Source organism: Sphingomonas cavernae (assembly GCF_003590775.1).
In the GTDB taxonomy this organism is placed as follows: Bacteria; Pseudomonadota; Alphaproteobacteria; order Sphingomonadales; family Sphingomonadaceae; genus Sphingobium_A; species Sphingobium_A cavernae.
This window is the reverse complement of record NZ_QYUM01000002.1, coordinates 1,082,190-1,094,813: the sequence shown is the minus strand read 5'-3', so window position 1 is coordinate 1,094,813 and position 12,624 is coordinate 1,082,190. Positions and strand designations below refer to the sequence as shown.

The window sequence follows — 12,624 nt, the reverse complement described above, 5'->3', positions numbered from 1 at the left end:
AAAAGCCGCGTCACCATCGTCAGGGGATGATTCCTCCCCGCTCGCCGCGATTCCGTCCACAGCCTTTCCCCAATTGTCCATGATTCACATAAGCCCTGTGGATAATGGGGATCACGGATTCGAATCCCGACGAGTCCTTGGTGCTTCGAGAGTCAAGCTGTTGGCAAAACCGGCAAGCAAGGATAAGCCCCGCTATCCGACCCACCATCAACTACCACATTCCTTCTTCGAAGGACTCTCTTGGAAGGTAGAGGGGACCCGTCCTGTCCGATTCCGCGTCTGAATTTCGTCCGCTCCTCGCCGTACTCCGCGGCGAGCGCCAAGCCGTGCCCCCTGTCTGGCTCATGCGCCAGGCTGGCCGCTACCTGCCCGAATATCGTGCGCTCAGGGCGGAGAAGGGCGGATTCCTGGAGCTCGTCAACGATAGCGAGGCAGCCGCGGAGATTACGCTCCAGCCGATCCGCCGCTTTGGTTTCGATGGCGCGATCCTGTTCTCGGACATTCTCGTGATTCCGCACGCGCTGGGTCAGGATCTGCGCTTTGAGGCCGGAGAAGGCCCGCGACTCTCGCCACCGCTCGTCGATCACGCGCTGGCCGCGTTGCAGCGCGCGCCCGAGCGGCTTACGCCCGTTTATGAGACTGTGCGCCGCGTCCGAGCCGATCTTCCCGCCCGGACGACCTTTCTCGGTTTTGCGGGCAGCCCGTGGACCGTTGCGACCTATATGGTGGCGGGGCAGGGCAGCCGCGAGCAGGGTGAGACGCGGCGCTATGCCTATCGCGATCCCGCAGCCTTCGAGGCGATCATCGACGCGATCGTCGAGTCCACGATCGACTATCTGTCGGGACAGATCGTGGCCGGAGTCGATGCGGTGCAGCTTTTCGACAGTTGGTCGGGAAGTCTTTCGCCCGCGCAGTTCGAACGCTGGGTTATCGCGCCCACCATCCGGATCGTGGCTGCACTCAAGGCTCGCCATCCCGAAACCCCCGTGATCGGCTTTCCGAAGGGCGCGGGCGGCAAGCTCATCGCCTATGCACGCGAAACGGGAATCGACGCGATTGGTCTGGACGAGACGGTTGATCCCGTATGGGCGGGCACCTATCTACCTGAAACCATGCCGGTTCAGGGGAATCTCGATCCGCTCGCTCTGATCGCGGGTGGCGACGCGCTCGAAGACGCCGTCAGCCGCATCCTTGGCAGTTTCGGCGATCGACCGCATATCTTCAATCTGGGCCATGGCATCCTGCCCGACACGCCGATCGCGCATGTTGAGCAATTGCTGACGCTGGTTCGAGGCGGCGCCTGATGGAAGGATTTCTGGGGGCGACCTGGCTTTGGGTGAAGGCGGCGCACATCATCTTCGTCATCTTCTGGATGGCGGGCATGTTCATGTTGCCGCGCTTCTTCATCTATCACCAGCAGACGACGCCCGGATCGGCCGAGGACAAGGCATGGATCGAGCGCGAGACGCGGTTGCGCCGCATTATCCTCACCCCTTCGATGTCAGTCGTGTGGCTTCTGGGGCTCGTGCTGGCGGTCAACACGGGCGCGTTTTCACAGGGTTGGTTCCACGCCAAGCTGCTCCTCGTGCTTGCGCTTAGCGGTTATCATGGCTGGATGGTGGGCTATGCCAGGAAACTCGCGCGCGGCGAGCGCAGGCTTTCGGACAAGGCGCTCAGGCTCGCCAATGAGGTACCCGGGGTCGCCACCGCCGCAATCGTCATCCTGGCGGTTGTCAGACCCTTCTAAATCACGCGGTTGTGCGGCGAATCTGCGTAAACGACCCGGTTGACTTGGGGCATGGCGCCGCTTAACGCCTGTTCTTCCATCTTTTGCCGTCCGTGCAAGAGCCTGCATCCAGTATCGCTTTTCCGCCGTTACGGACTGCCCGCCAACGTCAAGACTCCATCCGGAATCCTATATGCATCTGAAAGAACTCAAGAAAAAATCGCCCGCCGAACTGGTCGAGATGGCCGAAGAGCTGGGCGTCGAGGGGGCGTCGACTCTGCGCAAGCAGGATCTGCTCTTCGCGATCCTCAAGGTGGAAGCGGAAAACGGCACCCAGATCATGGGCATGGGCACGATCGAGGTGCTGCAGGACGGCTTCGGCTTCCTGCGCAGCCCCGAGGCAAACTATCTCGCCGGCCCCGACGACATCTACGTCTCGCCCAATCAGGTCCGCAAATTCGGCCTGCGCACCGGCGACACGGTCGAGGGCGAGATTCGCGGTCCCAAGGACGGCGAACGCTATTTTGCGCTGACCAAGCTCGTCTCGGTCAATTTCGACGACCCCGAGGCAGTGCGCCACCGCGTCAATTTCGACAATCTGACACCACTCTATCCCGAGCAGAAGCTGACGCTTGATACGCTCGACCCTACGGTCAAGGACAAGTCAGCGCGCGTGATCGATATCGTTGCACCTCAGGGCAAGGGCCAGCGCGCGCTGATCGTGGCGCCACCGCGCGTCGGCAAGACCGTGTTGTTGCAGAACATTGCCAAGGCAATCACCGACAACCACCCCGAAGTCTTCCTGATCGTGCTGCTCATCGACGAGCGTCCTGAGGAAGTGACCGACATGCAGCGCTCGGTGAACGGCGAGGTGATCTCCTCGACCTTCGACGAACCCGCGCAGCGGCACGTCCAGGTCGCAGAAATGGTGATCGAAAAGGCCAAACGCCTTGTCGAACACAAGAAGGATGTCGTCATCCTGCTCGATTCGATCACGCGCCTCGGTCGTGCCTACAACACCGTTGTTCCTTCGTCTGGCAAGGTGCTGACGGGCGGTGTCGACGCCAATGCGCTCCAGCGCCCCAAGCGCTTCTTCGGCGCGGCGCGCAACATCGAGGAGGGCGGCTCGCTCTCGATCATCGCCACCGCGCTGATCGACACGGGCAGCCGCATGGACGAGGTCATCTTCGAAGAGTTCAAGGGCACGGGTAACTCCGAAATCGTGCTCGACCGCAAGGTCGCTGACAAGCGCGTTTTCCCCGCGCTCGACGTCGGCAAGTCGGGCACGCGCAAGGAAGAACTGCTGGTCGAGAAGAGCAAGCTTTCGAAGATGTGGGTGCTCCGCCGCATCCTCATGCAGATGGGCACCATCGACGCGATGGAGTTCCTGCTCGACAAGATGAAGGATTCGAAGACCAACGAGGACTTCTTCGAATCGATGAACCAGTAAGCCGGCCGGGACGTTCGGGGTACCATGTTCGAAATTCTCGCTCTTTCCGCGGCCGCTGCGGCTTCGCTTGGATCGCCGGCGGACATCTGGGCGAGCATCGTCCATGATTTCTCCAATATCGGATCGCCAGCGGCGCTGGCTGCCTTCACGCAGGTTTTGCTGATCGACATCGTGCTCGCCGGCGACAATGCGATCGTGGTCGGCGCACTCGCGGCGGGATTGCCGCCACAGCAACGTCAGCGCGTCATCATGATCGGCATCCTCGCCGCACTGGTGTTGCGCATCGGCTTTGCGTTGGTCGTGAGCTGGCTGCTCGGCATCATCGGCCTGATCTTCGCAGGCGGCCTGCTGCTGCTCTGGGTGGCCTGGAAGATGTATCGCGAACTTCATCCCGCGAACGGTAGCCCGGGATCGCCTGAGGTGCACGGTGACGAACATAGCGGCATCCGTCCCGCCAAGAGCTTTGCGGGCGCCGCCTGGGCGGTCGCGCTTGCCGACGTGTCGATGAGCCTCGACAATGTGCTCGCGGTGGCGGGCGCTGCGCGCGCGCATCCCGGCATCCTCATCATCGGCCTGATTTTGTCGGTCGCGCTGATGGGCGTGGCGGCGAATCTCATCGCCAAATATATCGAGCGCTATCGCTGGATCGCTTATGTCGGCCTGGTCGTGATCGTCTATGTCGCGGGCAAGATGATCTATGACGGGCTCGTCGACCCGAATGTCGGGGTGCTCAAGCTCTTTGGTGCATAAGCCTCAGGGCAGCAGGATCGTAGACCCCGTAGTACGCCGCGCCTCGAGCGCGCGGTGTGCCTCGGCGGCATCAGCAAGCGCGAAACGCTGACCGATCTCTACCTTCACTGCCCCGCTTGAGAGCATCGCGAACAGGCGCTGAGCGCCTTCCTTGCGCTCCTGTGGATTGGCGACGAAATCGCCGAGCGTGGGCCGGGTCAGCATGAGCGATCCCCGGCGGCTGAGCTCGAGCGGCGCAATCGGTGGCACTGGCCCGCTGGCATTGCCATAGGTCACCATGACGCCTCGCCGCGCGAGCGAATCAAGCGAGGCCTGCCAGCTATCCTTGCCGACACCATCGAGCGCCGCGGCGACGCCCACACCGCCGGTCAGCGCGAGAACTTCGGCAGCGAGTGTCTCGAAGGGAGTGAACAAGGCATGCGCCGCACCCAGTGCGTGCACGCGCTTGGCCTTTTCCGGGCTTCCCGCGTGTCCGATCACAACCGCGCCAATGGCCTTCAGCCATTGTACCGCGATGCTGCCCACGCCGCCCGCGGCGGCATGGACCAGCACTGCCTGGCCCGCCGCCACGCGTGCGCATTTCTCGATGAGCATCCAGGCGGTCAGTCCCTTGAGCATCGTCGCGGCAGCGAGCGCATCATCGACGTCATCGGGCAGCGCGAACAGCGCGTCTGCACGCGCGATCGCATGCGTGGCATAGGTTCCACCGGGCACGAAGAGACAGGCGACGCGGTCGCCTGCTGCCCAGCCTGAGACATCGGAGCCCAGCGCGTCGATAACGCCCGCGGCTTCGGAACCCAGCCCGCTCGGATAGGAACGCGGATAGAGACCCGATCGATGATAGACATCGATATAGTTCAGGCCGATCGCGGTGGTACGAATGCGGACTTCGCCGGCACCGGGTTCGGGAAGCTTGTCCAGCGCCTCGCGCTCGATCGCCTCAGGCCCGCCGGGCGCGGGGACGATCAGCCGAAAGGCCGCGCTCACCCCAGATTCTCGGCAAAGAAGGTGGCGGTACGATTGTCGGCGAGCTGTGCGCCCTCTTCATGTCTGCGATTGCCCGTCTGCGTCGCAAAGCCGTGATCGAGCCCTGGATAATCGAACAGCGTCACCTTGGGATGATCATCAAGCCCTTCATGCATGCGCTTCTGCGCCGCAGGATCGACGAAATGGTCGGCGGTCGGGATATGGAGCAGCACCGGGTGCGCGATCGCGTGCTTCTCGCCGAGCAATCCGTCGATGCCCACGCCATAATAGCCGACCGAGGCGTCGATATCGGTGCGCGTGGCGGTCATGAAGGCGAGCCTGCCGCCGAGGCAATAGCCCGTGCAGCCCACCTTCTTGCCCTCTGATTTCTGGCGTGCCCAGCGAATTGTCGCTTCGATATCCTCGATCCCCTTGTCCTGATCGAACTTGCCGAGCAGATCGATTGCTTCCTGGAACTCAGCGGCAATATCGGGGTCAAGCGCGATACCAGGGCGCAGCCGCCAGAACAGATCGGGCGCGACCGCCAGATACCCTGCCTTGGCCCATTCGTCGCACTTGGCGCGAATTCCCGGATTTACGCCAAAGATCTCCTGAATGACGATGATTGCCGCGCGCGGTGCGCCCTCGGGCTCGGCAACATAGGTCGAGAATTGTCCATCGTGGTGAAGCGTCTCGATCGAGATCATGTTGCCCATGGGTGCGCCTTTCTGTTTTTCAGCGTTGTTCGTGTGTGAGGAGCCACTGTTTGGTCCTGGGACCCTGACCGCCGCTATACGCGCCTAGCTGCCCCTGAGCGGCCAATACGCGGTGGCACGGGATGACGATGGGAAAGGGATTGCGCGCGCAGGCCTGTCCCACCGCGCGCGGCGCCGAGCCAAGCTGGCGGGCGAGCGCGCCGTAGCTCAGCGTCTCGCCAAAGGGGATTGCCGCGATACCATCGCGCAGTGCTTGTCCACGGGTGGTAGCGGCGGGTGCGAGCGGCAGATCGAAATGAAGCAACCGTGCCGCGAAATAGGCGTGCAACTGCACGGCGGCCTCGCGCAACGCGGCGGCCGGCGATTCGACCTGGCGAATCGCCGGATCGGTTTCGATCGTGATGCTCGTGATCGCGGCGTCGTCGCCGCATATCGTCACAATGCCAATCGGCGTTGCGATCCGGGCAGGGTCGGGCGCATAAGTCATCCCCGAAGCGTAGCAGGGGGCCGCGCGGCTGCTCAAGCGGAGAAGCGCCATGAAGATCAATGTCGAAGTCGATTGCACGCCTGAAGAAGCGCGCCGCTTTCTGGGACTTCCCGATTTCACGCCGGTGCATGAGAAATATGTCGCCAACATTTTGGAATCAATGGACAAAGGCTTAAGTCCGGAGCTTCTGGAAACTATGTTTAAAAGCTGGGCACCGATGGGAGAAGCCGGCCTCGGCATGTGGAAACAGATGTTCGATCAAGTAAGCGGCGCAAGGAAATAGGTGCCAGGCTTCCGATGACCGATACGATTTATGCGCTGTCGAGCGGGCAATCGCCCGCGGCGGTCGCGATCATCCGGATCAGCGGACCCGCCGCCGCATCGACGTTGAAGGCGCTCGCGGGCCGTGTTCCGAAGTCGCGCCGCGCGACTTTGCAGCGGCTGACCGATCCAGCATCGGGTGATGTGCTCGATCATGCGCTGACTCTCTGGTTCGACGGACCGGCGACCGCGACTGGCGAGGATCTGGCGGAACTTCATCTGCATGGGGGCCGCGCGGTGGTTGCGCGCGTGTTGAGGACGCTTGCGGCGTTGCCCGGACTCAAACCCGCCGAACCGGGCGCCTTTACCCGCCGCGCGTTCGAGAATGGCCGGATAGATCTTGCCGAGGCCGAAGGGCTTGCGGACCTGCTGTTCGCCGAGACCGAGCTTCAGCGGTTGAGCGCGATCGCGATGGCCGAAGGCGGACTGAGTACGCAGGTCGTGATGTGGCAGGACAAACTGCTCGGTCTTTCGGCGCGTACCGAGGCGCTGCTCGACTTTTCGGATGAAGACGATGTGGACGAGGATGCCGGCGCGGCAACCGCACTATCCGCCGAGATCGCCGCAATGGCGGCCGAGGTTCGCGCGTTCCTTGCGCGTCCCTCGGGTGAACGACTGCGCGACGGGATTCGCGTCGCGCTCGCTGGTCCGCCCAATGTGGGCAAGTCGACATTGCTCAATGCGCTTGCCGGGCGCGAGGCCGCAATCGTGTCGCCGCGTGCGGGAACGACGCGCGACGTGATCGAGGTTCCGCTGGCGCTCGCCGGACGTCCCTATGTGTTCGTCGATACCGCGGGTCTCCATGCGGGGAGCGGGGACGAGATCGAAGCGATCGGGATGGAACGCGCGCGGCGGGTGATCGCGAAGAGCGATATCATCCTGTGGCTTGACGAGCAGAGCGCGAGCCCTGCTCCGGAGCGGACGATAACGGTCCATGCGCGTGCGGATGTGGCGGGGCGGGAAGTGGCGCCGTCTTCGGCCGATCTCGCGGTGTCTGCGGCAACGGGAGAGGGGATGGATCGCCTCGTGGGAATGCTCACGGCGCGCGCCGATGCGCTGCTGCCAAGACCGGGTGAGCTTGCGCTCAATACGCGCCAGCGCGATCTGCTCGCGGACTGTGTCGAATCGCTCGTCGGGGATGCCGACCTGCTGATCACCGCAGAAAATCTTCGGCGCGCACGGGGTGCACTCGACCGACTTACGGGGCGGGCGGGGACCGAGGATATGCTCGACGCGCTGTTTGGGCGCTTTTGCATCGGTAAATGACCCCTGTTTCACGTGGAACATTTTGACTTGGGGCGTCGTCTCCCATAGGCGTTTCGCGCTATGGCGCGGACATTCGACATCATCGTCGTGGGTGGCGGACATGCGGGTTGCGAAGCTGCGGCCGCCGCCGCACGCATGGGCGCGTCGACCGCGCTCGTCACCTTTTCGCGCGAAACGGTGGGGGCGATGTCGTGCAATCCCGCGATCGGCGGTCTCGGCAAGGGGCATCTCGTCCGCGAGGTCGATGCGTTTGACGGACTCATCGCGCGTGCGGCCGATCACGCGGCGATCCATTATCGCATGCTCAATCTGAGCAAGGGCGCAGCGGTGCAGGGCCCGCGCGTCCAGGCCGATCGCCGCCGCTACAAGGCAGCCATCCACGCGTTGCTCGATGCGCAGGCCAATCTCGAGATCGTCGAAGGCGAAGCAGCAGCCCTTGTCTTTGCAGAGGGCAATGCCCACCGCGTCGCTGGACTTGAACTCGCTACGGGAGAAAGGCTACACGCGGCGGCGGTCGTGCTCGCAACGGGTACTTTCCTCAAGGGACGAATGTTCTGCGGCCCCGACATCACGACAGGCGGGCGCGTCGGCGAGGCGGCGGCGCAGCGCCTTGGCGACCAGCTTCGTGCGCTTGAACTGCCGATGGCGCGATTGAAGACGGGGACGCCGCCGCGGCTTGATGGGCGCACAATTGACTGGGGTGCACTTGAGGAGCAGCCCTCGGACGATCTCGGCTGGACAATGTCGCCGCTAGGGCCGGGGCGGGTGGCGCCGCAGCTCTTCTGCGGGATCACCCGTACCAATGCGCGGACCCACGAGATCATCCGCGGCGCACTTGACCGCTCACCGCTTTACACCGGCGCGATCGACGCGCTGGGGCCGCGCTACTGCCCGTCGATCGAGGACAAGGTCGTACGCTTCGGTGACCGGGACGGTCATCAGGTCTTTCTGGAACCCGAAGGGCTCGACGATCATCTCGTCTATCCCAACGGGATTTCTACGTCGCTGCCCGAGGACGCGCAGATTGCGCTGGTGCGCAGTATGAAGGGGCTTGAGCGGGCCGAGATTGCGCAGCGCGGCTATGCCGTTGAATATGACCATATTGACCCGCGCGCGCTGGACTCCACGCTATCTATCCGTGGAGTTGAAGGGCTCTACTGCGCGGGGCAGATCAACGGCACCACGGGGTATGAGGAAGCGGCGGCGCAGGGGCTGGTCGCAGGAATCAACGCTGCGGCATTCGCGTGCGGCAGCGCTCCGATGATCCTTGGTCGGGCGTCGAGCTATATCGGTGTCATGATCGACGATCTGGTCCTGCAGGGCATCACCGAGCCATATCGGATGCTTACGGCGCGCGCGGAGTATCGTCTCCGGCTGCGCGCGGACAATGGCGCGACGCGGCTGACGCCGGTGGCGCTGGCAATGGGCTGTGTTGGGGATGAACGCCGCGCCTGGTTCGAAGCGCGCGAACAAACGCGTGCTGAAGTATCTGGCAAGCTGGCGACACTGGTCACGGCTGCGACGCTGGCGGCCTCGGACATATCGGTGGCGCTCGATGGGGGGCGACGATCGCTGTTCGACTGGATGCGCTTTCCGGGTATAGGCCGCGCCGAGATCGCGCGCGTGTCGGACGCGTTCAATGACGTCGCCGATGACCTCGCGGACGAGATCGCGGAAGACGCGCGCTATGCGCCCTATCTGGCGCGGCAAGAGGCGGAGGTCCGCGAACTCCGCGCCAATGAATCGGTGCGGATCGATCCCAGCCTGGATTATCGCGCAATCGCCGGGCTTTCCAACGAGATGAAGGAACGGCTGGAAGCGGCGCGGCCTGAGACGCTCGCGGCTGCGTCGCGCATTCGCGGGATCACGCCCGCTGCGCTTTCGGCGATATTGGTGCAGACCAGGCGCCGCGCGGCATGACCGAGGACGAGGCGCGGGCCTGGCTCCAATCGGAAATCGGTGTTTCACGTGAAACAATGGAGCGGATCGAGCGCTTCATTGGCTTTCTGTTCGACGAGAGCGAAAGGCAGAATCTGATCGCCGCGTCGACGCGCGGCCATGTCTGGGCGCGACATATCGTCGATTCGGCACAGCTTCTGCCATTGGCGAAGGACGCTGGGGTGGGGGCCTGGATCGACCTCGGATCGGGCGCAGGGTTTCCCGGCCTCATCATAGCGGCGCTGACCGAACGGCCGATGATGCTTGTTGAATCGCGGCGCAAGCGGGTCGAGTTTTTGAAGCAGGCTGTCGAGCTGCTGGGCGTCGCCGCGCATGTGTCGGTGTTGGGCGTGCGCGTGGAGACGGTGCCTGTTCAACAGGCCGCGGTCATCAGTGCCCGCGCTTTCGCACCGCTTGACCGACTTTTTACCTTGGGCGCGAGATTTTCCCGTTCCGGGACGCTATGGTTGCTCCCCAAGGGACGGAATGCGCAAAGCGAACTGGAAGCGGCGCGCGACACGTGGCAAGGTGTGTTTCACGTGAAACAGAGCGTCACCGACGCTGACTCGTCGATCATCGTCGCGCAGGGCGTAAAGCGGGGGAAATCATGATCCGAATAGCGGTTGCCAACCAGAAGGGCGGGGTGGGGAAGACCACCACCGCGATCAATCTCGCGACCGCGCTTGCGGCAACCGGCTGGAAGGTGCTGCTGATCGACCTCGACCCGCAAGGCAATGCCTCGACGGGGCTTGGCGTCCATCAATCCGAGCGCGCGCGTTCGAGCTACGAGCTGCTCACGGGCGATTGCACGCTCGACGAAGCGGTCATCGCGACCAAGGTGCCGCGGCTCGACCTGATCGCGGCGACGGTCGACCTGTCGGGCGCCGAAATCGAGCTCGTCGAATATGAAGAACGCACGCACCGGCTCGACAAGGCGCTGAACGGCGCGTCGGAGCGCTGGGACATCTGCCTGATCGACTGTCCGCCCTCGCTCGGGCTGCTCACGATCAATGCCATGGTCGGCGCGCGCTCCTTGCTCGTCCCGCTCCAGTGCGAATTCTTCGCGCTTGAGGGGCTGAGCCAGCTTCTCAACACCGTCGAACGCATCCGCGCGCGCTTCAATCCCGAGCTGTCGATCCTTGGCGTCGCGTTGACTATGTACGATCGCCGCAACAACCTGACCGAACAGGTCGCGGAGGACGTCCGCGCGTGCCTCGGCAATGTCGTGTTCGACACCGTCATCCCGCGCAATGTCAGGCTGTCCGAAGCGCCGAGCTATGGCGTGCCCGCCTTGATCTACGATATCCGTTGCGCGGGCTCGGAAGCGTATATGGGGCTTGCGCGCGAACTGATCGGGCGGCTGCCGCTCAAGGCCAAGGCGGTGGCGGCATGAGCGACGTCGTCGATATGGGCGCGCCGCGCAAACGGCATCACGGGCTCGGCCGCGGCCTGAGCGCACTTCTGGGCGAAGTTTCACGCGAAGAGCCCGTCGCGGCGGCAGCATCGCGCGCGGGCGGGGTGCAGATGGTCGCGGTGGCCGACATGAAGCCGCACCCCGATCAGCCGCGCCAGCATTTCGACGAGGGCGCGCTCGCCGAACTCGCTGAATCGATCGCCAAGCGCGGGCTGATCCAGCCCATCGTCGTACGACCGCTTGGCGGCGGCTACCAGATCGTCGCGGGCGAACGCCGCTGGCGTGCTGCGCAAAAAGCGAGAATCCACGAAGTTCCTGTTATCATTCGCGATTTCAGCGATTCCGAGACGCTGGAAATCGCGCTGATCGAGAATATTCAGCGCGAGGATCTCAACGCGATCGAAGAGGCCGAGGCGTACAAGAAGCTCGCGACCGAATTCGGACACAGCCAGGAGGCGCTGGGGCGGCTCGTCAACAAGTCGCGCAGCCATGTCGCCAACATGCTGCGCCTGCTCGACCTGCCCGGCGCGGTTCGACAGTTTGTCGCCGAGGACAAGATCAGCATGGGCCATGCGCGCGCGCTGATCACCGCGACCGATCCCGAGGCACTGGCCAACGAAGTCGTCCGGCGCGACTTGTCTGTGCGCGAGACCGAGGCGCTCGCGCGCGCGGCGAAGCCGGCCAAGACCGCCGCCGAAGCGCCGATCGAATATAAGGGCAGCCGCGACAACGCTGATATCGAGGCGCTGGAACGCCAGCTCGGCGATTTGCTGGGCCTGAAGGTCCGCATCAACCACGGCGTGAAGAGTGGCACGCTGACGCTCGCCTATAACTCGCTCGATCAGCTCGACATGATCTGCCAGCGGCTGAGTGGCGAGCGGATCTAGGCATCAGAGTGTCCACTATTGGACGAGGTGGCCGCCGTTTTTCAGGTAAAAGAACAATAGTAATACGCGTCAATCAATGGACTACATTCGACAACGTCCCCGCTGAATAGCCCTGTGATGTTCGTCGGCGCGTAAAACTGGCCGGAAGCGTCCCATCCTCGTGCCAACTCGACCTTACCTGTCGGGTCGAATACGATTCCGGACCAATTATCTAGAAACCCTGGGTTTGTCACGAAGGCCACGCGCACTGGTGGGCCGTTGTCCCTAAGGACCGGGATGATGCCTTGATCGTCGTAAACGCCACCGGGATCATCGATGCCGGCGGGCTGGCGCTGCGCTTCCGCCACGGTGCGGTCTAGCCAGCCGCGTCCGAGGATCATTATGCCCCATATGTAAGTCTTGTTGCCCGCCCATAGCGTGGGCAGGATGAGAGCGGTGGACACGGACAATATCGCGGGGACACCACAAGCGACTAAGATCGCTCGGCGCCAATCGGGCCATAGGCTGTACGCCTTTCTTAACGCTATGATGAAAAGCGCCATCGCTGCCCAGGCGAAGAGTAGGAGGGCCGGCAACATAAGAATTTGAAGAGTTGATCCAAAGTTTCCTGGGATCAACGATGTAACGAAAGTGAGCGCTAGCAGGGCTGCGCCCAAAAAGGCGGATTTCTTGAACAAGTCCTTCATTTGGCCTCCGCCAACTG

At 63.3% G+C, this 12,624-nt stretch carries 14 protein-coding genes; 10 read left to right on the top strand and 4 right to left on the bottom strand.

Annotated elements, in window-relative coordinates; all coding sequences use genetic code 11:
- Positions 1–263: 263 nt before the first annotated feature.
- The 4 genes from hemE (at position 264) to D3876_RS05345 (ending at position 3,926) form a co-directional block, all read left to right on the top strand.
- The gene (hemE, locus tag D3876_RS05360) at positions 264–1,304 is read left to right on the top strand and encodes a uroporphyrinogen decarboxylase (RefSeq protein ID WP_119760131.1); all 1,041 of its coding nucleotides are present in this window, start codon (positions 264–266) and stop codon (positions 1,302–1,304) included.
- Complete coding sequence (locus tag D3876_RS05355; protein ID WP_119760129.1) at positions 1,304–1,747, top strand: CopD family protein; 444 nt, start codon at positions 1,304–1,306, stop codon at positions 1,745–1,747. Before hemE ends, D3876_RS05355 begins: the two co-directional genes overlap by 1 nt.
- Before the next feature lie 172 nt (positions 1,748–1,919).
- Positions 1,920–3,176: a transcription termination factor Rho gene (rho, locus tag D3876_RS05350; RefSeq protein WP_119760128.1), complete on the top strand. Its 1,257-nt coding sequence runs from the start codon at positions 1,920–1,922 to the stop codon at positions 3,174–3,176.
- A gap of 24 nt (positions 3,177–3,200) precedes the next feature.
- Entirely contained in the window at positions 3,201–3,926 is a 726-nt protein-coding gene (locus tag D3876_RS05345) for a TerC family protein (RefSeq protein ID WP_119760126.1), read from the top strand.
- 3 nt (positions 3,927–3,929) lie between these two features.
- Here D3876_RS05345 and D3876_RS05340 read toward each other — a convergent pair whose 3' ends face one another.
- From D3876_RS05340 to D3876_RS05330, 3 genes are read right to left on the bottom strand one after another with little or no spacing between them, the layout of a single operon-like run.
- Positions 3,930–4,913 (bottom strand): quinone oxidoreductase family protein, encoded by a 984-nt coding sequence (locus D3876_RS05340; RefSeq protein WP_119760125.1) that lies wholly within the window; start codon positions 4,911–4,913, stop codon positions 3,930–3,932.
- Positions 4,910–5,608 (bottom strand): dienelactone hydrolase family protein, encoded by a 699-nt coding sequence (locus tag D3876_RS05335; RefSeq protein ID WP_119760123.1) that lies wholly within the window; start codon positions 5,606–5,608, stop codon positions 4,910–4,912. The genes D3876_RS05340 and D3876_RS05335 overlap by 4 nt, the downstream gene beginning before the upstream one ends.
- A 19-nt stretch (positions 5,609–5,627) precedes the next feature.
- On the bottom strand, positions 5,628–6,095 hold the full coding sequence (locus D3876_RS05330) for a methylated-DNA--[protein]-cysteine S-methyltransferase (protein ID WP_119761074.1): 468 nt from the start codon (positions 6,093–6,095) through the stop codon (positions 5,628–5,630).
- A gap of 49 nt (positions 6,096–6,144) precedes the next feature.
- On the opposite strand from D3876_RS05330, the gene D3876_RS05325 reads away from it, so the two are divergent.
- The 6 genes from D3876_RS05325 to D3876_RS05300 are packed head-to-tail and all read left to right on the top strand — an operon-like array spanning position 6,145 to position 11,921.
- A complete protein-coding gene (locus D3876_RS05325; RefSeq protein WP_119760122.1) occupies positions 6,145–6,378 on the top strand; it encodes a DUF6489 family protein in 234 nt (77 codons plus the stop codon).
- Between the two features lie 14 nt (positions 6,379–6,392).
- On the top strand, positions 6,393–7,682 hold the full coding sequence (mnmE, locus tag D3876_RS05320; RefSeq protein WP_119760120.1) for a tRNA uridine-5-carboxymethylaminomethyl(34) synthesis GTPase MnmE: 1,290 nt from the start codon (positions 6,393–6,395) through the stop codon (positions 7,680–7,682).
- Positions 7,683–7,742: 60 nt separating this feature from the next.
- Positions 7,743–9,602, top strand: coding sequence for a tRNA uridine-5-carboxymethylaminomethyl(34) synthesis enzyme MnmG (gene mnmG / locus D3876_RS05315; protein ID WP_119760118.1), 1,860 nt, complete (start codon positions 7,743–7,745; stop codon positions 9,600–9,602).
- A complete protein-coding gene (rsmG, locus tag D3876_RS05310; RefSeq protein ID WP_119760117.1) occupies positions 9,599–10,231 on the top strand; it encodes a 16S rRNA (guanine(527)-N(7))-methyltransferase RsmG in 633 nt (210 codons plus the stop codon). The genes mnmG and rsmG overlap by 4 nt, the downstream gene beginning before the upstream one ends.
- Positions 10,228–11,013, top strand: a complete 786-nt coding sequence (locus D3876_RS05305) for a ParA family protein (protein ID WP_119760115.1) — start codon at positions 10,228–10,230, stop codon at positions 11,011–11,013. The genes rsmG and D3876_RS05305 overlap by 4 nt, the downstream gene beginning before the upstream one ends.
- On the top strand, positions 11,010–11,921 hold the full coding sequence (locus tag D3876_RS05300) for a ParB/RepB/Spo0J family partition protein (RefSeq protein ID WP_119760114.1): 912 nt from the start codon (positions 11,010–11,012) through the stop codon (positions 11,919–11,921). The genes D3876_RS05305 and D3876_RS05300 overlap by 4 nt, the downstream gene beginning before the upstream one ends.
- A gap of 41 nt (positions 11,922–11,962) precedes the next feature.
- On the opposite strand, the gene D3876_RS05295 is transcribed toward D3876_RS05300, so the two are convergent.
- Complete coding sequence (locus D3876_RS05295) at positions 11,963–12,607, bottom strand: hypothetical protein (RefSeq protein ID WP_119760112.1); 645 nt, start codon at positions 12,605–12,607, stop codon at positions 11,963–11,965.
- Between the last annotated feature and the right edge of the window lie 17 nt (positions 12,608–12,624).